The organism is Sodalis sp. RH19, from assembly GCF_047324215.1.
Lineage (GTDB): Bacteria > Pseudomonadota > Gammaproteobacteria > Enterobacterales > Enterobacteriaceae > Acerihabitans.
In genome coordinates this window covers 2,086,798-2,107,953 of sequence record NZ_CP178734.1, presented here as the reverse complement: position 1 = coordinate 2,107,953, position 21,156 = coordinate 2,086,798, and the positions used below count along the sequence as shown (strand labels likewise).

The 21,156-nt window shown below is 56.8% G+C and carries 18 protein-coding genes, 1 tRNA gene and 3 other RNA genes; 9 read left to right on the top strand and 13 right to left on the bottom strand.

Going from position 1 to position 21,156, the window contains the following annotated elements; all coding sequences use genetic code 11:
* The first annotated feature begins 133 nt into the window (after positions 1-133).
* Both msrB and ACL2XF_RS09460 read left to right on the top strand, forming a co-directional pair.
* Positions 134-547, top strand: coding sequence for a peptide-methionine (R)-S-oxide reductase MsrB (msrB, locus tag ACL2XF_RS09465; protein ID WP_410015263.1), 414 nt, complete (start codon positions 134-136; stop codon positions 545-547).
* Positions 548-635: 88 nt separating this feature from the next.
* On the top strand, positions 636-908 hold the full coding sequence (locus ACL2XF_RS09460; RefSeq protein ID WP_410015262.1) for a YeaC family protein: 273 nt from the start codon (positions 636-638) through the stop codon (positions 906-908).
* A gap of 74 nt (positions 909-982) precedes the next feature.
* On the opposite strand, the gene pncA is transcribed toward ACL2XF_RS09460, so the two are convergent.
* From pncA to sppA, 3 genes are all read right to left on the bottom strand, one after another.
* Positions 983-1,618 (bottom strand): bifunctional nicotinamidase/pyrazinamidase, encoded by a 636-nt coding sequence (pncA, locus tag ACL2XF_RS09455; protein ID WP_410015261.1) that lies wholly within the window; start codon positions 1,616-1,618, stop codon positions 983-985.
* Positions 1,619-1,631: 13 nt separating this feature from the next.
* Positions 1,632-2,648, bottom strand: a complete 1,017-nt coding sequence (ansA, locus tag ACL2XF_RS09450; RefSeq protein ID WP_410015260.1) for an asparaginase — start codon at positions 2,646-2,648, stop codon at positions 1,632-1,634.
* 97 nt (positions 2,649-2,745) lie between these two features.
* The gene (sppA, locus tag ACL2XF_RS09445; protein ID WP_413728494.1) at positions 2,746-4,596 is read right to left on the bottom strand and encodes a signal peptide peptidase SppA; all 1,851 of its coding nucleotides are present in this window, start codon (positions 4,594-4,596) and stop codon (positions 2,746-2,748) included.
* 252 nt (positions 4,597-4,848) lie between these two features.
* Here sppA and ACL2XF_RS09440 point away from each other — a divergent pair, with 252 nt between their 5' ends.
* Both ACL2XF_RS09440 and ACL2XF_RS09435 read left to right on the top strand, forming a co-directional pair.
* Positions 4,849-5,400, top strand: coding sequence for an NAD(P)H nitroreductase (locus ACL2XF_RS09440; RefSeq protein ID WP_410015259.1), 552 nt, complete (start codon positions 4,849-4,851; stop codon positions 5,398-5,400).
* 141 nt (positions 5,401-5,541) lie between these two features.
* Positions 5,542-7,494 carry a DNA topoisomerase III gene (locus ACL2XF_RS09435; RefSeq protein WP_413728493.1) on the top strand — a complete coding sequence of 651 codons (1,953 nt, stop codon included), beginning with the start codon at positions 5,542-5,544 and terminating at the stop codon, positions 7,492-7,494.
* A 77-nt stretch (positions 7,495-7,571) separates the two neighbouring features.
* On the opposite strand, the gene ACL2XF_RS09430 is transcribed toward ACL2XF_RS09435, so the two are convergent.
* The 8 genes from ACL2XF_RS09430 to ACL2XF_RS09395 all read right to left on the bottom strand — a co-directional run bounded on the left by ACL2XF_RS09430 (position 7,572) and on the right by ACL2XF_RS09395 (position 11,084).
* The gene (locus tag ACL2XF_RS09430) at positions 7,572-7,976 is read right to left on the bottom strand and encodes a pyrimidine (deoxy)nucleoside triphosphate diphosphatase (RefSeq protein ID WP_410016556.1); all 405 of its coding nucleotides are present in this window, start codon (positions 7,974-7,976) and stop codon (positions 7,572-7,574) included.
* Positions 7,976-8,782 (bottom strand): exodeoxyribonuclease III, encoded by an 807-nt coding sequence (gene xthA / locus ACL2XF_RS09425; RefSeq protein WP_410015257.1) that lies wholly within the window; start codon positions 8,780-8,782, stop codon positions 7,976-7,978. Before xthA ends, ACL2XF_RS09430 begins: the two co-directional genes overlap by 1 nt.
* Positions 8,783-8,930: 148 nt before the next feature.
* Positions 8,931-9,060: non-coding RNA, RtT sRNA (locus ACL2XF_RS09420), on the bottom strand.
* 41 nt (positions 9,061-9,101) lie between these two features.
* A non-coding RNA gene (locus tag ACL2XF_RS09415) (RtT sRNA) lies at positions 9,102-9,231 on the bottom strand.
* Between the two features lie 41 nt (positions 9,232-9,272).
* Positions 9,273-9,402, bottom strand: a non-coding RNA gene (locus tag ACL2XF_RS09410) — RtT sRNA.
* A gap of 40 nt (positions 9,403-9,442) precedes the next feature.
* Positions 9,443-9,527: transfer RNA gene (locus tag ACL2XF_RS09405), tRNA-Tyr, on the bottom strand.
* Between the two features lie 135 nt (positions 9,528-9,662).
* Complete coding sequence (gene purU, locus ACL2XF_RS09400; RefSeq protein WP_410015256.1) at positions 9,663-10,511, bottom strand: formyltetrahydrofolate deformylase; 849 nt, start codon at positions 10,509-10,511, stop codon at positions 9,663-9,665.
* Between the two features lie 66 nt (positions 10,512-10,577).
* On the bottom strand, positions 10,578-11,084 hold the full coding sequence (locus ACL2XF_RS09395; RefSeq protein WP_413728492.1) for a YchJ family protein: 507 nt from the start codon (positions 11,082-11,084) through the stop codon (positions 10,578-10,580).
* 430 nt (positions 11,085-11,514) lie between these two features.
* Between ACL2XF_RS09395 and rssB the strand changes: the two genes are divergently transcribed.
* From rssB to ACL2XF_RS09375, 4 genes are all read left to right on the top strand, one after another.
* Positions 11,515-12,528 (top strand): two-component system response regulator RssB, encoded by a 1,014-nt coding sequence (rssB, locus tag ACL2XF_RS09390; protein ID WP_410015254.1) that lies wholly within the window; start codon positions 11,515-11,517, stop codon positions 12,526-12,528.
* 206 nt (positions 12,529-12,734) lie between these two features.
* Positions 12,735-13,637, top strand: a complete 903-nt coding sequence (galU, locus tag ACL2XF_RS09385; RefSeq protein WP_410015253.1) for a UTP--glucose-1-phosphate uridylyltransferase GalU — start codon at positions 12,735-12,737, stop codon at positions 13,635-13,637.
* Positions 13,638-13,675: 38 nt separating this feature from the next.
* Positions 13,676-15,019: a UDP-glucose dehydrogenase family protein gene (locus tag ACL2XF_RS09380; protein WP_413722779.1), complete on the top strand. Its 1,344-nt coding sequence runs from the start codon at positions 13,676-13,678 to the stop codon at positions 15,017-15,019.
* Between the two features lie 10 nt (positions 15,020-15,029).
* Positions 15,030-16,037, top strand: coding sequence for an NAD-dependent epimerase (locus ACL2XF_RS09375; RefSeq protein ID WP_410015251.1), 1,008 nt, complete (start codon positions 15,030-15,032; stop codon positions 16,035-16,037).
* 261 nt (positions 16,038-16,298) lie between these two features.
* Here the strand turns inward: ACL2XF_RS09375 and hns are convergent, their stop codons facing one another.
* Positions 16,299-16,706, bottom strand: a complete 408-nt coding sequence (hns, locus tag ACL2XF_RS09370) for a histone-like nucleoid-structuring protein H-NS (protein ID WP_410015250.1) — start codon at positions 16,704-16,706, stop codon at positions 16,299-16,301.
* Positions 16,707-17,271: 565 nt separating this feature from the next.
* Here hns and ACL2XF_RS09365 point away from each other — a divergent pair.
* Positions 17,272-17,892: a thymidine kinase gene (locus ACL2XF_RS09365; protein ID WP_410015249.1), complete on the top strand. Its 621-nt coding sequence runs from the start codon at positions 17,272-17,274 to the stop codon at positions 17,890-17,892.
* Between the two features lie 443 nt (positions 17,893-18,335).
* On the opposite strand, the gene adhE is transcribed toward ACL2XF_RS09365, so the two are convergent.
* The gene (gene adhE, locus ACL2XF_RS09360; protein ID WP_410015248.1) at positions 18,336-21,056 is read right to left on the bottom strand and encodes a bifunctional acetaldehyde-CoA/alcohol dehydrogenase; all 2,721 of its coding nucleotides are present in this window, start codon (positions 21,054-21,056) and stop codon (positions 18,336-18,338) included.
* Positions 21,057-21,156: the final 100 nt, after the last annotated feature.

Here is a 21,156-nt window from a genome sequence, read left to right as displayed (position 1 = left end):
CATCACACTTACCGCTCACGTCGTTTCTCGCCCTCTAGTTTAAGCTAAAAATCATCCCGGTGTTGTTAATTATTTGTTATAATAAGCCGGTTCAAAACCCTTATCATTCATTCACCGCCTGAGAATCGCACGTATGGCTAAAAATGATCCCGATCGCATCGTCCCCGACCATCTGACCGATATGCAGCGCCACGTCACGCAGGAGCGGGGCACCGAGCCGCCTTATAGCGGTAAGTTGCTGGAAAATAAGCGCACCGGCCAGTACCACTGCCTGTGCTGCAACGCGCCGCTGTTTTTTTCTGCAACCAAATATGACTCCGGCTGCGGCTGGCCGAGTTTTTACGAGCCGGTTAACGAGTCCGCCATCCGTTATCTGGACGACAACTCCCATGGTATGCATCGCGTGGAGATCCGCTGCGGCAATTGCGATGCCCATCTTGGGCACGTATTCCCGGACGGGCCGCAGCCCGGCGGCGCCCGTTTTTGCGTTAACTCCGCTTCGCTGCGTTTTAAGGACCAGGAAAATGGCGAAGAAATCGACGGCTGATTCGCACGTAACACACCCGCGCGTATCGCTGCCGGCGGAGGCAAGCTTTATCGATTCAGCTAATTATTCTTATGATAAGGAATAAATCGTGGACGTTGATGCGCTACTGGCTAACCTGACGCCTGACATCTACCAGCGCCTGAAAACGGCGGTGGAACTGGGCAAATGGCCCGACGGCGTTCCCCTGACCGCCGAACAAAAGGATAACTGCCTGCAAATGGTGATGCTGTGGCAGGCCCGTCATAATCATCAGCCGGAGCATATGAGCATCGGCACCGACGGGCAAATCGTGATGAAAAGCAAGCGCGAGCTGCTTGAGGAACTGACCGGGCGACCGGTGGCGCGTATCAAGCCCGAATAGCGCGGCCACCCCGGCAGGCGCGGCCGCGTCACCATGCCGGGAAACGCCTATCCTTCGCCGGCGCCGCTTCGCGCTCAGACGCCGCGCATCATCTCATCCAGGGTCACCAGCCTGGCGCCGTGGCGGCGCATTTCCTCCAGCGCCCTTTGGCTGTCGCCGGCGTCCAGGTTGACGCCGCGGCATCCTTCGGTGAGCACGTCGGTGCGATAGCCCAGCGACAGCGCGTCAAGCACGGTGAACTTTACGCAATAGTCGGTCGCCAGCCCCATCACCGTCAGATGGGTGATATCCAGCGCGCGCAGCCAGTCATCCAGCTCGGTCTGCTGGCGATGGCCGTTATCAAAAAATGCGCTGTAGCTGTCTATCTCGGGCTGGCGGCCCTTGAGGATCTTCTTATCAATCCATTGCTGATGCAACTGCGGGTGCAACTGCGCCCCGGGGGTATCCTGTACGCAGTGCACCGGCCACCATACCTGGCTGAGACCGTCCAGCATGCCGGTATCGCCCACCCGGGCGCCGGCGTTGACCGCAAAACTGCCGTGCTGGCGTGGATGCCAGTCCAGCGAGGCCGCCACCGGGAAACCCGACCGGCGGCAAAAGGCCATCGCCTGGTTGGCGACGCTTATCACCGCGTCTCCCTCGGCGACCGCCAGCGCGCCGCCCGGGCAAAAATCATTTTGTAAATCGATCAACAGTAAGGCGCTGTTCATAGATCTCTCCCGTTCACTCTTTAACGGTTAACTCCCCGCGCAGGTTTTGCTGCATCAGACGGCAAATATCGGCGGCCGGCAGCGACTGGCTCAATAAAAAGTGCAGTTTGGTCAGGGTGGCCTCGACGGTCATATCAAATCCGCTGATAACGCCGGCCCGCGCCAGGGCGTTGCCGGTAGCGTAGCCGCCCATATCGACCCGGCCGGAAAAACATTGGGTCAGGTTGACCACGATGCTTCCACGCGCCACCGCCTGGCGCAATTCATCCAGCAGCGCCGGGTGCTGCGGGGCGTTGCCCACGCCGTAGGAGCGCAGGATCAGCGCTTTCACCGGCTGGCGTAAAAAATTGCCCACCACATCGGCGGAAATGCCGGGATAAAGCGTGACCACCCCGACCGGCTGCGGCGTGATCGGATGACTGATAAGCACGCCGTCGCCCCCGGGCGGCAGCGGGGAGGCCATGCGGCGTATATGGATGCCCGCTTCCAGCAGCGGCGGCAAATTGGGTGAGGCAAACGCGTCGAAACCGTCGGCGTGGGCTTTGGTGGCGCGGTTGCCGCGAAACATCTTATTGTTAAAAAACAGGCTGACTTCATTCACGGGATAGTTGGCCGCCAGGTACAGCGCGTTGAGCAGATTGGTCTGGCCGTCGGATCGCAGTTCCTCCAGCGGGATCTGCGATCCGGTGACGATCACCGGCTTATTCAGGTTTTCCAGCATAAACGACAGCGCGGAGGCGGTGAACGCCATGGTGTCCGTGCCGTGTAAAATAACAAACCCATCATAGCGATGATAATTTTCCGCGACATCCTGGGCGATATGTTGCCAATCGTCGGGCGTCATATCGGAGGAGTCGATCAGCGGCGTGTATTCATGCACGGTGAAATCGGGCATTTCCGGGCGATAGAATTCCGGCATCAGGGCCAGCTGACGCTGCAGATGCCCCGAGACCGGGATATAACCGTTTTCGGAACGTTGCATACCAATGGTGCCGCCGGTATACGCAACATAAATGGATTTTTTTGACATGAAGGGACAGGCGTTGACGGGATAATACGCTAATTATACGTCCTGCAGGCAATAACACCAGCCCCGGACGGGGCTGGTATCGGTTGGGGCGGCCAGGTTATTGGACGTCACCGCAGGTAAGGCAATAGGCGTAACGGTTCTGGGGGTCGTTCAATTTCGGAAACGCGTTGGCCTGGGTGGAAAACAGGGCGGAAATCTGCGCGGCCGGCACCGGCAGGAACGCCTGGATCATGACGGGCAGATGCGCATAAACCGCGGCGCTGGTTTGCGACATGACCATATCAAGCAGGCTCGGCTCATCCAGATACCAGTTCAGGTAGTATTGCTGTAATTTCGCCAGTTCGGCCGCTTTCGCCACCGCGTCGTCAAAATCCCCCAACTGATCGACCAGGCCGTTGGTCTTGGCATCGCTGCCGACCCAGACATGACCCTGGGCAATCTTATCGACCTCCTCGGGAGATTTGTTCCGCGCCTTGCCCACAAGCGTAATAAAGTTCTTGTAGCCGTTCTCGATGTTGAGCTGCATCATCTGCGAAAATTCCGGCGGCAGCGCCTTGGTCATCGACAGATCGGCCAATGGCGAGGTGGCGACGCCATCGGTATGGACGCCTATGCTGCCCAGGGAATCCTCGAAGGTGTTGATAACGCCGAAAATACCGATCGAGCCGGTGAGGGTGCTGGGACTGGCGATGATGTAGTTGGCCGGGGTTGAAATCCAGTAACCGCCGGATGCGGCCATGCCGCCCATGGAAACCACCACCGGTTTACCCGCGGTGCGCGCCGCCTCGAGCTCGGAACGGATCATCTCGGAGGCGCTGACGCTGCCGCCGGGACTGTTAACCCGCAAGACGATGGCCTTGACATCGGGATCCAGCCTGGCGTCGCGGATCTGGCCGGCGGTCGTGTCGCCGCCGACCGACCCCGGGGTTTCCGGGCCGTCGATAATGGCGCCGTTGGCGAAAATAACCGCAATCTGGCCGCCTTTTTGCGGTTGCCGCGGCGTCTGGTAATCATAAATACTGACGGCGTTAAACGCGTTTTTTTGCTTGTTCCAGCCAAAGGCCTTGGTCATTTCCGCTTCGATGGCCACACGGGAGGCCACGGTATCGACCCACTTATTCGCCAGCGCGAACTGCGCCGTATCGCCGTCGACGGACCGCAGGCCGGCCACCATCGCCTGGGCGCCGGGGAACAGCTGATCAGACGTGATCTGGCGGTTTGCGGCCACGGTATCTACATAGTGCTGCCATAACTGGCCGAGCCAGCGGCTGTCGGCGTCACGGGCGGCGGGGGACATATCATCGCGCAGGAACGGCTCCACGGCGGATTTATAGGTGCCGACCCGGAAAATATGGGTATTGACCTTCAATTTATCCAGCAGTGATTTGTAATACAGATTATTGGTGGCCAGACCATGAAGATCCACCGCGCCCTGGGGCGTAAGGTAGATTTTATTGGCGAAGCTGGCCAGGTAGTACTGCGCCTGGTTGTAGCTGTCGCCGGCGGCATAGATCGGCTTGCCAGAGTCGCGGAATTCGCGCAGCGCCTTACCGATATACTGCAGCGAGGCCTGGTCCGCGCCGGCGAAATCCTTCAGCGAAAGCACCAGGCCGGTAATGTTGCCATCGGATTTTGCCTGGCGCAGCATATCCACCACGTCAAACAATGAGTTTTCCTGCAAACGGTTACTGGATGCGCCCAGTAATTCACGGCCGATTTGCCGTAATTTATTATTGACCGACGGCTTTTCGACCACCACCCCGGTAAGATCCACCAGTAAGGCGCCTTTGCCCGGCTCCGGCGCCGACCGGTGCAATTGCAGGTAAATACCTACGCAGACGACAATAATGAAAATAAGAAACAGGTTCAGGATAAATTCGCGGATGAAATTTAACAAACGCCAGCACCATCTGAAGGGGCCGGATATTATTCGCCACAATGTGCGCATGTGTGCTCCATAAAAACTACGTGTGCAGGAATCATAATCTAAAATCAACTCAGCAACGTTTAACCATCAACGTTACGATGGCTGAATAGTCGTCACGATGCCGATGAGAGTGTGTTGTCAGGTATCCTAAAGATCCCCCCGCTAAAAGTCAGCATTAAAGATAAGAAAAAATCCGCTTAAAAAGCGTCATACTGTTTCCAACCAAGGGCATATGTTACCGTAGCGGTCGTGCCCACCATCAGGAGTAAGGTAATGGATGCATTAGAACTTTTGTTAAACCGGCGTTCGGCGTCACGACTTGCCGAGCCGGCGCCCGCCGGCGACGTCCTGGATAATATTATCCGCGCCGGCATGCGCGCCCCGGATCATGGCGCGCTGCAGCCGTGGCGCTTTGTCATCATCGACGGGGAAGGGCGTACGCGTTTTAGCGAACTGCTGCACCAGTCGGCACTTGAGGCCGGGCTGGACGAAAAGGGCGTTGAAAAAGCCCGGCAGGCGCCGTTCAGGGCGCCGATGATTATCGCCGTACTGGCCTGGTGCGATACCCAGACCAAAGTTCCACGATGGGAGCAGGTCATTTCGGCGGGATGCGCAGTGCAGGCGATGCAGATGGCCGCCCTGGCGCAAGGCTTCAACGGCATCTGGCGCACCGGCCTGTGGGCGACGGCGCCGGCTGTGAAACAGGCGTTCGGCTGCCGTGAACAGGATGAGATCGTCGGCTTTTTGTATTTGGGTACCCCGCAGTTGAAAGCCTCCACCACTATCCTGGCGCCGGATACGGAGCCGTTCGTGCGTCACTTCTAGCCGTTCCCGGCGGGCCGGCGTTGCGCGATGTGCCCGCGCCGCGCGCCGGCGGCGCGTGGCGCGGCCTGGCCAACAGTGGTATCCTGATGCCCGTAGATCCGGCCCTGGCGGCCTGTGTAAGAGTAAAATAGAGGGTGCGCGATGCAGCTTTTTATTGCTGAAAAACCCAGCCTGGCCCGGGCGATTGCCGATGTCCTGCCGCAGCCCCACCGCCGGGGAGACGGCTATATAGCCTGCGGACCGGACCATGTGGTGACCTGGTGTATCGGTCATCTGCTTGAGCAGGCGCAGCCCGACGCGTATGACAGCCGCTATGCCCGCTGGTCGCTGGCCGATTTACCTATCGTGCCGCAAAAATGGCGGCTGCAGCCGCGGCCATCGGTGCAAAAACAGCTAAATGTGGTGAAAAAGCTGCTGGCCGACGCCGCGGAAGTGATCCACGCCGGCGATCCGGACCGCGAGGGCCAACTGCTGGTGGATGAGGTGCTGGATTATCTGGCGCTGAGCGGGGATAAACGTCGCAATGCCAAACGCTGTCTGGTCAACGATCTCAATCCGCAGGCGGTCAGCAAGGCTATTTCCCGTCTGCGCGAAAACCGCGAATTTATTCCGCTGTGCGTTTCCGCGCTGGCGCGTGCGCGCGCCGATTGGCTTTACGGCATCAATATGACCCGCGCTTATACCCTCCTGGGCCGCAACGCCGGCTATCAAGGCGTATTATCCGTGGGTCGCGTGCAGACGCCGGTGCTGGGGCTGGTGGTCAAGCGCGATGAGGAAATCGAGAACTTTGTGCCGAAAACCTTTTTTGAGGTTAAGGCGCATATTGTGACACCGTCACAAGAACGCTTTGTCGCCCTGTGGGTGCCCAGCGAGGCCTGCGAATCCTATCAGGACGAGGAAGGACGCCTGCTGCATCGCGCACTGGCCGATCATGTGGTTACCCGTATCGCCGGCCAGCCGGCGCGCGTAACCCTGTATCAGGATAAGCGGGAAGCCGAGGCGCCGCCGCTGCCGTTCTCGTTGTCAACCCTGCAAATCGAGGCGGCCAGGCGCTATGGACTTAGCGCCCAGCAGGTGTTGGATGTCTGCCAGCGCCTGTACGAGACCCATAAGCTGATTACCTATCCCCGTTCGGACTGCCGTTACCTGCCGGAAGAACATTTTGCCGGGCGCCAGGCGGTGCTTAACGCCATCCAGGCCCACCAGCCGGACCTCATGACGCAGGCAACACTGGATAAAGACCAGAAAAACCGCGCCTGGGATGATAAAAAGGTGGACGCGCATCATGCCATCATTCCCACCGCCCGCGGTGGCAAAACGACGCTCACCGAGAACGAGCATAAGGTGTATGCGCTGGTGGCCCGGCAATATTTGATGCAGTTTTGCGCCGATGCGATGTTTCGCCGCTGCGTGATCAATCTGGATATTGCCGGCGGCAAGTTTGTCGCCAAAGCGCGCTTTCTGGCGGAAGCAGGATGGCGCACGCTGCTGGGCGGCAAGGAGCGCGACGAGGAAAATGACGGCACGCCGCTGCCGGTGGTGGCGAAAGGGGATGAACTGCTGTGCGAGTCGGGGGAAGTGGTGTCCCGCGAGACCCAGCCGCCGAGGCCGTTCAACGATGCGACGCTGTTGTCCGCCATGACCGGTATCGCGCGGTTTGTGCAGGATAAGGAATTGAAAAAAATCCTGCGGGCCACCGACGGGCTGGGCACCGAGGCCACCCGCGCCGGCATTATCGAGCTGCTGTTTACCCGCGGGTTTTTAGTGAAAAAAGGGCGAAATATCCTCTCGACCCGCACGGGACGCGGCCTGATCCATGCCCTGCCGCCCAGCGCCGCCAGCCCGGATATGACCGCGCATTGGGAGGCGACCCTGACCAAAATCAGCGAAAAACAGTGCCGCTATGAGGATTTTATGCAGCCCCTGACCGCTACCCTGCAAAGTCTTATCCAGCAGGCGCGACAGCAGCCGGCGCCGCCGTCACTGCGCGGCCTGCCGCCTGCCGCTGCTAAGGGAAATACCGGCGCGACAGGCAAAAAAACCTTCCGGCGCGCGCCCCGCGGTACGCCAAAACCCCAGGCGGGCGCCGCCTGAGGCATTTTGTGACGCCGTCACATTTTTTCTGCCGGCATGGCCATAAAAATACCTGTGCCCGGCGTTGGCCGCGCGCCTTATTGCCTGCGTATACGTATAAAAGCCTGTAACAGCGGCCCATCCGCGGGCGCCAGCGCATAGGTGGCGGCAACCGCCGGTGGAAGCCAGGCAATTTCACTGTGACAGTGTAACGATATCCTGCCGCTAAAAGCCGTCACGTGCCAGGCGTGCAGCTGGATATGGCGGTCGGGCAGCGTAAGGCGTTCGCTGCCGATATACGCGCCGATTAGGGCGTCGATAGACAACTCCTCTTGTAACTCGCGCCGCAGCGCCTGCTGCTGGCTTTCCCCCGCCTCCTGTTTGCCGCCGGGAAATTCCCACAGGCCCGGCTGATCGCGTCGGGCATCCCGCCGCGCCACCAAAATGCGGCCGTCGCGCTCGATAATGGCCGCCACCACCTCAATGACCGGGGACGGCGCAATCACAGCGTGAAATCCGCCCAGACCGGCGCATGATCGGACGGTTTTTCCATGGCGCGGATAGCATAGTCGATGCCGGTGGCCGTGCAGGTCTGCGCCAGCAACGGCGACGCCAGCAGCAGGTCGATGCGCAGCCCGCGATTTTCATCAAAGCCGCGCGAGCGGTAATCGAACCAGGAGAACCGGTCGGCGCTGTCGGGAAATTGCTGGCGGAAGGTATCAACCAGGCCCCAGGTCTGCAGACGTCCCAGCCATTCCCGCTCTTCGGGCAAAAAGGAGCATTTGCCGGTGCGCAGCCAGCGTTTACGGCTTTCCTCGCCGATGCCGATATCCAGGTCGGTGGGACTGATATTCAGATCGCCCATGATCAGCAACAGGGATTGCGCATTGTGGTGTTGTTCAACGTAGTGTTGCAGATCCTGGTAGAAACGCTGCTTGGCGGGAAACTTAACCGGATGATCGCGGCTTTCCCCTTGGGGGAAGTAGCCGTTGACCAGCGTCAGGATGCCTTTCGGGGTAGCGAAATCGGCCATGATAATGCGGCGCTGGGCGTCGGCCTCGTCCGTCGCGAACCCGCGGCGCAGCGCCAGCGGCTGTTCGCGGCACAGCAGCGCCACGCCGTAGTGGCCTTTTTGGCCATGGTAATAGACGTGGTAGCCGTGGCGGGAGACCTCTTCCAGCGGGAACATATCGTCATGCACTTTGGTTTCCTGCAAGCCGATAACGTCGGGCTGATGCTGCTCGATAATGGCCTCGAGCTGATGGGGCCTGGCCCGTAGCCCGTTGATGTTAAAGGAGACAAACTTCATTTTGTGCGCCATCAAGGAAGTGATACGTGATGGTAGCAGAAAAAAAAACGGTTATAAACGATGGCGAACCTGGCGAAGGTTTCATCCTCCCCCCAACGGGAAGTCGGTAATCCTGGGTGCTTTGGGAAATAATGAGGCGTATACGAGATGGTGGTGGGGGAAGGAATATTCGTCGCTGCGCTCCTCACCCTGCGGGCCGATGCTGGCGCATCGTTGTCTCGCTGCGCTCGGCTCGAACCTTGGTCGAAGGTTCTCATCCTCCCCCCAACGGGAAGTCGGTAATCCTGGGTGCTGTGGGAATGTATGCGGTGTATGCAGATGGTGGTGGGGGAAGGAATATTCGTCGCTGCGCTCCTCACCCTGCGGGCCGATGCTGGCGCATCGTTGTCTCGCTGCGCTCGGCTCGAACCTTGGTCGAAGGTTCTCATCCTCCCCCCAACGGGAAGTCTGTAATCCTGGGTGCTGTGGGAATGTATGCGGCGTATGCAGATGGTGGTGGGGGAAGGAATATTCGTCGCTGCGCTCCTCACCCTGCGGGCCGATGCTGGCGCATCGTTGTCTCGCTGCGCTCGGCTCGAACCTTGGCCGAAGGTTCTCATCCTTCCCCAACGGGAAGTCGGTAATCCTGGGTGCTGTGGGAATGTATGCGGCGTATGCAGATGGTGGTGGGGGAAGGATTCGAACCTTCGAAGTCAGTGACGGCAGATTTACAGTCTGCTCCCTTTGGCCGCTCGGGAACCCCACCTGGCTCAGAAATGAATATCTGGTCAAGCGGGGCGCATCATATCAAATAAGACGGCACTGTAAAGAACAAACTTGCGTTAAATGATTCACTTGCCGTTTTTTTCGGCACAAGGCGGCAAAACCGCCCTGGAACCCCTCACAAGATAATGGTGCGGTTACCGTAAACAAAGACCCGCTGCGCCAACACCCGGTACAATGCCCGGCTCAGGACGTTTTTCTCGACGTCGCGGCCGGCGCGCATCATATCCTCCGCGGTATAGGTATGATCGACGTTAATCACGTCCTGGCTGATAATAGGCCCCTCGTCCAGATTATCGTTCACGTAATGGGCGGTGGCGCCAATGATCTTTACGCCGCGCTCGTAAGCCTGGTGATAGGGCCGCGCGCCGATAAAGGCGGGCAGGAACGAATGGTGGATATTGATAAGCTGGTTGGGATAGCGGCGCACAAACGTAGGCGTCAGCACGCGCATATACTTGGCCAGGACCACATAATCAGGGTGGTAGCCATCGATCTGCTCCGCCATGCGCGCATCGTGCTCTTCGCGGGTAAACCCTTCGTGGCTGACCAGATGAAAGGGAATTTCAAACCGCTCCACCAGCGTGCGCAGCGTCTCGTGATTACCGATCACCGCGGCGATGTCCACATCCAGCCCGCCGTAGGTGCTTTTCATCAGCAAATCGCCCAGGCAGTGCGCCTCCTTGGTCACCAGGACCACGATGCGGCGGCGCCCGGCCTGGTTCAGCTCGCGCACCGTGCCGGCCGGTAAAACCCGATCTAGGTCGGCCAGCAGCCGCGCGTCGTCAAATACGCCTTCCAGCTCGGTGCGCATAAAAAAACGCCCGCTGCGATGATCAACGTATTCGTTATTTTGCACGATGTTTAAATGATGGCTGAAACAAATACTGGTGATTTGCGCGATCAGGCCTTTTTCATCCGGGCAAATGGTGCGTAAAATTTTTCTTTGTATAGTTTGCGACTGCATTAACTTGCTGATCCTGTCGAAGCCGATGATATGTCATGAAAAGCATACCGGAACGAACCGGCCGGGTCAGCGTCCACAACACTTCTTGTATTTGTTACCCGAGCCGCAGGGGCAGGGCTCGTTTCTGGCGGGCTGCTTATGCAGGCCGTCGACATAATACCAGCGATCGTCCATGCGGACAAAGCGTGAACGTTCATGGATAAAGCCCGGCCGATGCCGCTGCTCATCAAAAAAGCGGGCGATGAATTCAACATAGCCCTCCTGCGCGTCCCGGCCGGCGGATTCCGCCTTGACCACAAGCCCGCGCCATTGCGTTACCGCGCATTGGGCGGTTAATTCAGCGCGCCAGCGCGCCGCTTCGCAGTCCGGATGCCAGGTGGCAATCAGGTAATCGACGTTACGTTGCGTGAACGCGGTATAACGCGATCGCATTAACTGGCCCGGCGTCCGGGGCGGGCGGGCGCCGCTGATAAACGCAGCGCAACACTGGTCCGGAGGCAGGCCGCTATCGCATGGGCAAAGAATATCCACAACACCTCTTGTCACGACGGCAAAGCCGCCTTGTATTACCATTGCTACCGGTCAGATCCGGCGCCGGGTACGGCGCGCGGACTGTAAAGACGCTATTTTATGCCATACCTCAAGCCAAGGCAAAAAATCAATGATTTTGAACAAAAAAGCATATGGTTTTACAACGAAAAGGCTATTTATCCTTGTCAAAATATGCCGAAACCGCCATCATTTTGCCCGGAAAGGGTGCATTTTTACCTAATGACTACTACGCTCCTTACTTAAGCAACATCATTTTAACGCCGTCGAGAAGGTTATCCGGCTTGTTGAATGGGGTATCAGGGGATAGGTCGGTAACCAATGTAGCCGATTGCTGTTCAAACGCAGGAACGCATAAATTATAAGCAACACACTAATCAGCCCCTGAGATTTCTTAAAAGTAAAAGTGGTCTGCTTGAGCCGCTGTTAAGCTGATTGGAAAAAGAGGTTTTTGATGGCGAAGCCGTTAGTAAACAAACAAATTTTAGTTGTTGAGGACGAGGCTGTTTTTCGCTCCGTACTGACGCAATTTCTTCAATCGCTGGGGGCCGTTGTTCATGAAGCATCCCATGGCGGCGAAGCGCTGAGCATGCTGCCTATCACTAAACCGGACCTGGTAATCTGCGATCTTGAAATGGCCGAAATGAACGGCCTGACGTTTGTGGAGCGTTTCCGCTCGGTGGATGCCGCCACGCCGGTATTGGTGGTTTCCGGTACCGATCAGATGACCGATATCGCCAAGGTCCTGCGGCTTGGGGTGCAGGATGTGCTGCTCAAGCCCCTTGATGATTTTGTCCGTCTGCGGGAAACCGTGCTTGGCTGCCTTTACCCCGATATGTTTACCTCGCAGGTGGACGAAGAAGAGCAACTGTTCCAGGATTGGGACGCCTTAAGCCAGCACCCCGGCGCCGCCGCTAAGCTGCTCAAGCAATTGCAGCCGCCGGTACAGCAGAATATTGCCCGCTGCCGGGTGACCTACCGGCAACTTACCATGGCCGAGCAGCCTGGACTGGTGCTGGATATCGCCGCCTTATCCGAGCACGATCTGGCCTTCTATTGCCTGGATGTGACCCGGGCGGAGGAAAAAGGCGTTTTGGCCGCCTTGCTGCTGCGCGCCTTGTTTAACGGGCTGCTGCAGGCGCATCTGGCCAACCGCGCCCATCGCCTGCCGGAGCTTACCACCCTGTTGAAACAGGTGAACCAACTGCTGCGCAAGGCCAACCTGGACGGACAGTTTCCCCTGCTGGTGGGGTACTACCACCGCGGCCTGAATAACCTGATTCTGGTATCGGCGGGGTTGAACGCCACGCTCAGCGCCAATGAGCAGCAAATCCAGCTCAATAGCGGCGTGCCGCTGGGCACGATGAGCGGCGCCTATTTAAACCAGGTGAGCCAGCATTGCGACGCCTGGCAGTGCCAGGTCTGGGGCGCGGGCGGCAGATTACGGTTAATGCTGTCCACGGAATAATCGCATCCTGCGGCATGCGTTGCAGGTTGCCGTTTATTTGACCAGCCAAGTTATTAATTTATAACCCGTTCTAAAATGGGTAATTGTCCTAATTTCTTCACAAACCCCTCCTTTCATCAGGCACCTTCTTCGTAAACTGATATACTTGATAGGTTTAAAATTAGATAAAAAAATTTATTATCTTGATGATAAGAGAGAGGTGGTTGATGTCTGCAATTAATACCAAAGTAAGAAAAGCGGTGATTCCTGTGGCCGGTTTGGGAACGCGTATGTTGCCGGCGACCAAGGCTATACCGAAAGAAATGCTACCTTTAGTCGATAAGCCCCTGATTCAATATGTTGTCAACGAATGTATCGCTGCCGGCATTAACGAAATTATCCTGGTCACCCATTCTTCTAAAAATTCCATCGAAAACCATTTTGATACCAGCTTTGAGCTGGAAGCCATGCTGGAAAAACGCGTTAAGCGCCAGCTGCTGGCTGAAATCCAGGCCATCTGCCCGCCCCACGTTACCATCATGCAAGTGCGCCAGGGCCTGGCGAAAGGGCTGGGACATGCGGTTATGTGCGCCCATCCGCTGGTGGGCGACGAACCGGTGGCGGTTATCCTGCCGGACGTCATTATCGACGAATACGAATCCAACCTGAAAACCGAAAATCTCAGCGAAATGCTGGCGCGCTTCGCCGAAACGGGCCGCAGCCAGATCATGGTTGAACCGGTGGAAGACGTAACCAACTACGGCGTGGTGGATATCCAGGGCAAAGAATTGAAACCCGGCGAAAGCGCGCCGATGGTCAACGTGGTGGAAAAACCCGCCGCCGAGGACGCGCCGTCCAACCTGTCGGTGGTGGGCCGTTATGTGTTGTCCGCCGATATCTGGCCGCTGCTGGCTAAAACGCCTCCGGGAGCCGGCAATGAAATCCAGCTCACCGACGCCATCGCCATGCTGATGGAAAAAGAAACGGTGGAAGCCTATCACCTGAAGGGGCTGAGCCACGACTGCGGCAATAAACTGGGTTACATGGAAGCCTTCGTCGAATATGGCATTCGTCATGAAAGCCTGGGCAAAGAATTTACCCAATGGCTAAAAGAAACCATCGTGGATTGATTTTTTTTTGAGCGCATTTTTTTACCAGGAATTTCAACATGAAAGTGACTGTGTTTGGTATCGGTTATGTTGGTTTGGTGCAAGCGGCGGTACTGGCTGAAGTGGGTCACGACGTGCTTTGCGTCGATGTCGACGCGCGTAGAGTCGAGAATCTGAAAAACGGCAACATCCCCATCTATGAACCAGGGCTGACCCCGCTGGTGCAGCAGAACTACGAATCAGGCCGGCTGCAGTTCACCACCGACGCCAAGGCCGGCGTTAGCCACGGCATCATGCAGTTTATCGCGGTGGGCACCCCTCCCGACGAGGACGGCTCGGCGGATCTGCAATACGTCACCGCGGTGGCCCGGACCATTGCCCAGTATATGGACGATCATAAAGTGGTGCTGGACAAGTCCACCGTACCTGTCGGCACGGCGGATAAAGTTCGCGCCGTTATGCAGGAAACCCTACAGGCGCGCGGCAGCAAGCTGACTTTCGACGTGGTCTCCAATCCCGAGTTCCTTAAGGAAGGCGCCGCGGTGGCCGACTGTATGCGTCCCGAGCGTATCGTGGTCGGTACCGATAACGATGACGTGGTTGAACTGCTGCGTGAACTTTACGAACCGTTCAACCGCAATCATGACCGTATGATCCTGATGGATATCCGCAGTGCGGAATTAACCAAATATGCGGCTAACTGCATGCTGGCCACCAAGATCAGCTTTATGAACGAGATCTCCAACCTGGCGGAGCTGCTGGGCGCGGATATCGAGAAAGTGCGCCAGGGCATTGGCTCGGATCCGCGTATCGGCTATCACTTTATTTACCCTGGGTGCGGCTACGGCGGTTCGTGCTTCCCTAAAGACGTGCAGGCGCTGATCCGCACCGCCGAGCATATCGGCTACCAGCCCAAACTGCTGCAGGCGGTGGAAGACGTTAACTACCAGCAAAAGGATAAGCTGCCGCAGTTTATCAAGCGTCATTTCGGCGACAATCTCGCGGGCAAAACCTTTGCCTTGTGGGGCCTCTCCTTCAAGCCCAACACCGACGATATGCGCGAAGCCTCCAGCCGGGTATTAATGGAAGCGCTATGGCAGGCCGGGGCGCAGGTACAGGCTTTTGACCCGGAAGCGATGGACGAAACCCAGCGCATCTACGGCCACCGTGCCGACCTGAAGCTAATGGGCACCAAGGAAGCCGCGCTGCAGGGGGCTGATGCCCTGGTTATCTGTACCGAATGGCAAAATTTCCGCGCGCCTGACTTTGATATGCTGAAATCGGCGTTAAAGCAGCCGGTCATTTTCGACGGACGCAACCTGTACGATCCGGAACGCCTGGCCAGCCGTGGTTTCACGTATTACGCCATAGGTCGTGGGGCTTCGCTCGCGTCTTATAAGTAAGAGGGGCCCCATGAAATTTTTGGTCACCGGCGCCGCGGGTTTTATTGGTTATCACGTCAGCAGGCGCCTGCTTGCTGACGGCCATCAGGTCATCGGCATTGATAACCTGAACGACTATTACGACGTCCGCCTTAAGCAATCGCGGCTGCTGCAATTGCAGGGCGACACCGCCTTTACCTTTCATCGGCTGGATTTAGCCGACCGCCAGGGAATGGCGTCCCTATTCGCCGGGGAAGGGTTCGAACGCGTGATCCATTTGGGCGCGCAGGCGGGAGTGCGTTATTCGCTGGAAAACCCCCTGGCGTACGCGGACTCCAACCTTATCGGCCATCTGAATATACTGGAAGGGTGCCGTCACAATGGCGTCGGGCATTTGCTTTATGCCTCATCCAGCTCGGTATATGGCCTGAATCGTAAAATGCCGTTTTCCACTGACGATACGGTGGATCATCCGGTGTCATTGTACGCGGCGACGAAAAAAGCCAATGAGTTAATGTCTCATACTTATTCACATCTTTATCAACTGCCAACCACGGGTCTGCGTTTTTTTACCGTATACGGCCCCTGGGGCCGGCCGGATATGGCATTGTTTAAATTTACCGAAGCCATGCTTGCCGGCAGACCTATCGATGTGTATAACCGCGGCGAGATGCGGCGTGATTTCACTTATATAGACGATATCGCGGAAGCCATTATCCGTTTGCAGGATGTCATTCCCACGGCGGACAGCCAATGGACGGTGGAAACCGGGTCTCCCGCCACCAGTTCCGCGCCGTATCGCGTATATAATATCGGCAATAGTCAACCGGTCCAATTGATGGAATACATCAAGGCGCTGGAAAATGCGCTGGGCATTAAGGCCGAGATGAATTTATTGCCGATGCAGCCCGGCGATGTGCTTGAAACCAGCGCGGATACCGCGGCGTTGTACGCAGCCATTGGTTTTAAACCGCAGACGGAGGTAGCGGAAGGAATACAACATTTTGTCAATTGGTATCGTGATTATTATCACCAATGACTTTAGGGGGATGTTGCGATTAATGTCAAAAAGGCGACCTTCAGGTCGCCTTTTTGTGAGCGCTGCCCGCTAACGGTTAATCACTCCACCGGCGGCGGCAGTAAAGGACAAATTGCCTGGCACCCGGATCGAACGCCAAATGTTTCTTATGCTAATAATGCTGCTCATAATTTATGCACATTATGAGCTGAGGTTTGCTTACCGGTAAAAAAAACACCCGCTGAGTATTCAAACGGGTATTTATAATAGCGGTAATTTGGATTAAAGCAGGAAATCGTCCAGCGTCTTGCCTTCATCTTCAATAGACTTCTTGATGACGGCAGGCGTACGGCCTTGGCCGGTCCAGGTTTTGATTTCACCGTTTTCATCGGTGTACTGATATTTAGCCGGACGTGCCGCACGCTTGGTTTTACCCGTTGCTTTAGAAGCGCTCATGGTTTGCAGCAATTCATTCGGATCGATACCGTCGGCAATCAGCATTTCACGATATTGCTGTAATTTGCGGGTGCGTTCTTCGATTTCAGCCTGTGCTTGGCTGTCTTCCTCACGGCGTTCGTTGACAACGACCTCAAGTTTCTCCAGCATTTCTTCCAGAGTCTCCAGGGTACATTCTCTCGCTTGCGCACGCAGAGTTCGGATGTTGTTAAGAATTTTAAGTGCTTCGCTCATTGTCCTAATCTCGAATAATATAAATGGGGCGTCGGGGTAATAATAGAGCGGTAGTTTCTTTTCTGCAATAGCTAGTTTGTAAGTAAAGTAAAAAATAATCTTTTTTTTAAACCACCGCAGCCAAACGACAGTAAATATAAGGCTTGGGGCGAGTAACGACAAATTGATTCGCCATGTTGCGTTTTTCCCCTACTGCACTTTATGGAGCGCATATTGCACAAGACGTTTCATTATGAGCCATGTTTATATCAGGGGGAAATAGCAGGGTTATAAGCCCCCCATTAACCTCCGCCGGTTAATGAAGGTCCGACCTGGCGCCGGGGTAAGCGCGCCTGGCAAATGACCGGAGGGTGAATGGTAAAGTAGCCTGTAAATGATTCAATAAAATTACACTATTTTTATTCATTGCGGCGGGGGCGCCTTATTAGACCCGGCCCGGCCAACCGCCGCGCAGGGCGGGGGGAGTGAATCCGACGCGGGGCGGGGTGGGCCTTTGTGTTAAAGAATATGATACACTTATGGTCATATTAATTATGTCATGATTTTTCACCGGGGTATGGGGCTGATGGCTCAACTATATTTTTATTATTCTGCGATGAATGCGGGTAAATCGACGGCGCTGCTGCAATCTTCCTATAATTATCAGGAACGGGGCATGCGTACGCTGGTATTTACCGCGGAAATAGATAATCGCTTCGCGCGCGGGCAGGTCCGTTCCCGTATCGGCCTTTCCTCGCCGGCCGAGCTATACCGCCCCGATACCGATTTACTGGCCGTCATCACGCAGGCGCATCAGCTTGAGCCGTTGCACTGCGTGTTAGTCGACGAAAGCCAGTTTTTAACCCGGGAACAGGTTAACGGGTTGTCCGATGTCGTGGACCAGCTCGATATTCCGGTGCTCTGCTACGGCTTAAGAACGGATTTTCGCGCGGAATTGTTTCCCGGCAGTCAATATCTTCTTGCCTGGGCGGATAAATTGATTGAACTGAAAACTATCTGTTATTGCGGTCGCAAGGCGAACCGGGTATTGCGGCTAAATGACGAGGGCAAGCCCGTGCATGATGGGCAACAAGTGGTTATCGGCGGGGATGAGCGTTATGTCTCCGTTTGCCGCAAACATTACAAACAGGCGCTGGAACAGGATGTGTCCGTGCCAGGTTACACGCGCCTGACGCCGTCGGCTTAGGTTCGCGCCGGTCCCGACCGGCGGCGAATCCGCCAGGCAGGCAGCCCGCGCGCTTAAACCGCCCAGGCGGCGCGCAGCGGCTGCCAATGACCGGGCCTGGGCGTCGGCCGCGCCCAGGCCCGGGAATCCCGTGTCGGGGCCTTTAGGGGCCTTCAGCGGTCTTTGTCTACGAGTGGCGGCGTTGCCGGCGAAAGCCGGGGACGGTATTGAGGACTGGGCGGTGGGACGCGCCGGGGACGGCTAAAGGCAGGCAAGGGCACCCGGAGTTATGAATACCCCGTACGGCGCTGGCGTTGCGATAGCGCGTTAAACGGCCCAGGCGGGCCGTAGCGCGCATCCCCAGGCGGGGGCGCAGTGATAGCGCTGCGGACACAAAAAAGCCCCTTACGGGGCTTTTTGGCGTTTCCCCCGCCGGAACGGGGGACTGACAGGCATCAGCAGTATCAGCTGGTGACTTTCTTGCCTTTCTTCTCGGATTTCACGACGTCATTTATCGTCGCTTTGATATTACCGACAGGGGCGGGCGCATTGGCCGCCGCGACGGCGTTTTCAAAGGGTTCGACGAATTTACGGCCGTAGTAGGTATCCATCAGGATTTGCTTGAGTTCGGCAATCAGCGGATAACGCGGGTTGGCGCCGGTACATTGGTCATCGAACGCATCTTCCGACAGTTTGTCGACTTTTGCCAGGAAGTCTGCTTCCAGCACGCCGGCTTCGCGAATAGAGGTCGGGATGCCCAGGTCTGCCTTGATTTCGTCAAGCCAGGCGAGCAGATTCTCGATCTTCTGCGCGGTACGGTCGCCCGGTTTGCTCAGGCCCAGATGGTCCGCCACTTCGGCGTAGCGACGGCGTGCCTGCGGACGGTCGTACTGACTGAACGCGGCCTGCTTGGTCGGGTTGTCGTTGGCGTTGTAGCGGATCACGTTGGAGATCAGCATAGCATTGGCCAGGCCATGGGGAATGTGGAATTCCGACCCCAGTTTATGGGCCATGGAGTGACATACGCCGAGGAAGGCGTTGGCAAACGCGATACCGGCGATGGTGGCGGCGTTATGCACGCGTTCACGGGCCACCGGGTTCTTGGCGCCTTCATGATAGCTGGCCGGCAGGTATTCTTTAAGCAGCTTAATGGCCTGCAGCGCCTGGCCGTCGGAAAACTCGGTGGCCATAATGGACACATAGGCTTCCAGCGCATGGGTTACCGCATCCAGGCCGCCGAAGGCGCACAGGGATTTAGGCATGTTCATCACCAGGTTGGCGTCGACAATCGCCATATCCGGCACCAGGGCATAATCCGCCAGCGGGTATTTCTGGCCGGTGGCGTCATCGGTGACCACGGCGAACGGCGTAACTTCCGAACCGGTGCCCGAGGTGGTGGTAACCGCAATCATCCTGGCTTTTACGCCCATTTTCGGGAACTTGTAGATACGTTTACGGATATCCATAAAGCGCAGCGCCAGCTCTTCGAACGGGGTACCCGGATGTTCGTACATCACCCACATGATCTTGGCGGCATCCATCGGCGAGCCGCCGCCGAGGGCAATGATGACATCGGGTTTAAACGACATCATCTGCTCGGCGCCCTTGCGCACGATGCTCAGGGTCGGATCGGCCTCAACCTCGAAGAACACTTCGGTTTCAATGCCGTGGTTTTTCAGCACCGAGGTAATCTGGTCGGCATAGCCGTTGTTGAACAGATAGCGGTCGGTGACGATAAAGGCGCGTTTTGCGCCGTCGCTGGCCACTTCGTCCAGGGCGATCGGCAATGAACCACGACGGAAATAGATGGATTTAGGAAGCTTATGCCACATCATATTTTCAGCTCGCTTGGCCACGGTTTTCTTGTTGATGAGATGCTTGACCCCGACGTTCTCGGAGATCGAGTTCCCGCCCCAGGAACCACAACCCAGCGTCAGGGACGGCGCCAGCTTGAAGTTATAGAGGTCGCCGATACCCCCTTGAGAGGCCGGGGTGTTGATCAGGATACGCGCGGTCTTCATCTTGTCGCCGAAAAAATTCACGCGTTCAGGCTGGTTATCCTGGTCGGTGTACAGACAAGAGGTATGGCCGATGCCGCCCATCTCCACCAATTTTTCCGCTTTGATCACGGCGTCTTCGAAATTCTTGGCGCGGTACATGGCCAGCATCGGCGACAGTTTTTCATGGGCGAAGGGTTCTGAGTCGTCCACGACGGTCACTTCACCGATCAGCACCTTGGTGTTGCCCGGCACTTTGATACCGGCCATATCGGCAATCTTCGATGCCGCCTGGCCGACAATGGCCGCGTTAAGCGCGCCGTTTTTCAGGATGATGCCCTGAACGGCCTTCAGTTCCTCGCCGCGCAGCATATAGCCGCCATGGCTGGCGAAACGTTCGCGTACGGCGTCATAGATTTCGTCGACCACGATAACCGACTGTTCGGAGGCGCAGATGACGCCGTTATCGAAGGTCTTCGACATCAGGATGGACGCTACCACGCGTTTGATGTCCGCGGTTTCATCCACCACGACCGGGGTGTTGCCGGCGCCGACGCCGATGGCAGGCTTGCCGGAGCTGTAGGCGGCCTTGACCATGCCCGGACCACCGGTGGCGAGGATCAGGTTGACCAGCGGATGATGCATAAGCTGGTTGGATAATTCCACGGTCGGCTCGTCTATCCAGCCGATGATGTCTTTCGGCGCACCGGCGGCGACGGCGGCCTTAAGCACGATTTCCGCCGCGCGGTTGGTGGCGTTCTTGGCGCGCGGATGCGGCGAGAAAATGATGCCGTTGCGGGTCTTCAGACAGATTAACGCCTTGAAGATAGCCGTCGATGTCGGGTTGGTGGTGGGCACGATACCGCAGATGATACCGATGGGTTCGGCGATGGTGATAGTGCCGAACGTATCGTCCTGGGCCAGGATGCCGCAGGTTTTTTCATCTTTATAGGCGTTGTAAATATATTCGGAGGCAAAATGGTTTTTAATCACTTTATCTTCGACGATGCCCATACCGGATTCGGCTACGGCCATCTTGGCGAGGGGGATGCGCGCATCGGCGGCGGCCAGGGCGGCGGCGCGGAAAATTTTATCCACCTGCTCCTGGGTAAAATTGGCATATTCGCGCTGGGCTTTTTTGACGCGTTCTACCAGCGTATTAAGTTCAGCGACATTAGTAACAGCCATAATGCTCTCCTAATAAATGTTAAAATTTTGGGTTAGATTGTTAAACTCTTTAAGTAAAAAGCCTGCCCGCCTCGCCCACAAAGATATATATGACTAATAT

Excerpts from the sequence above, each read along its gene's own strand:
- msrB (WP_410015263.1), top strand. The coding sequence starts at position 134 with ATGGCTAAAAATGATCCCGATCGCATCGTCCCCGACCATCTGACCGAT.
- pncA (WP_410015261.1), bottom strand. The coding sequence starts at position 1,618 with ATGAACAGCGCCTTACTGTTGATCGATTTACAAAATGATTTTTGCCCG.
- ansA (WP_410015260.1), bottom strand. The coding sequence starts at position 2,648 with ATGTCAAAAAAATCCATTTATGTTGCGTATACCGGCGGCACCATTGGT.
- sppA (WP_413728494.1), bottom strand. The coding sequence starts at position 4,596 with ATGCGCACATTGTGGCGAATAATATCCGGCCCCTTCAGATGGTGCTGG.
- ACL2XF_RS09440 (WP_410015259.1), top strand. The coding sequence starts at position 4,849 with ATGGATGCATTAGAACTTTTGTTAAACCGGCGTTCGGCGTCACGACTT.
- ACL2XF_RS09435 (WP_413728493.1), top strand. The coding sequence starts at position 5,542 with ATGCAGCTTTTTATTGCTGAAAAACCCAGCCTGGCCCGGGCGATTGCC.
- xthA (WP_410015257.1), bottom strand. The coding sequence starts at position 8,782 with ATGAAGTTTGTCTCCTTTAACATCAACGGGCTACGGGCCAGGCCCCAT.
- purU (WP_410015256.1), bottom strand. The coding sequence starts at position 10,511 with ATGCAGTCGCAAACTATACAAAGAAAAATTTTACGCACCATTTGCCCG.
- ACL2XF_RS09395 (WP_413728492.1), bottom strand. The coding sequence starts at position 11,084 with ATGGTAATACAAGGCGGCTTTGCCGTCGTGACAAGAGGTGTTGTGGAT.
- rssB (WP_410015254.1), top strand. The coding sequence starts at position 11,515 with ATGGCGAAGCCGTTAGTAAACAAACAAATTTTAGTTGTTGAGGACGAG.
- galU (WP_410015253.1), top strand. The coding sequence starts at position 12,735 with ATGTCTGCAATTAATACCAAAGTAAGAAAAGCGGTGATTCCTGTGGCC.
- ACL2XF_RS09380 (WP_413722779.1), top strand. The coding sequence starts at position 13,676 with ATGAAAGTGACTGTGTTTGGTATCGGTTATGTTGGTTTGGTGCAAGCG.
- ACL2XF_RS09375 (WP_410015251.1), top strand. The coding sequence starts at position 15,030 with ATGAAATTTTTGGTCACCGGCGCCGCGGGTTTTATTGGTTATCACGTC.
- hns (WP_410015250.1), bottom strand. The coding sequence starts at position 16,706 with ATGAGCGAAGCACTTAAAATTCTTAACAACATCCGAACTCTGCGTGCG.
- ACL2XF_RS09365 (WP_410015249.1), top strand. The coding sequence starts at position 17,272 with ATGGCTCAACTATATTTTTATTATTCTGCGATGAATGCGGGTAAATCG.
- adhE (WP_410015248.1), bottom strand. The coding sequence starts at position 21,056 with ATGGCTGTTACTAATGTCGCTGAACTTAATACGCTGGTAGAACGCGTC.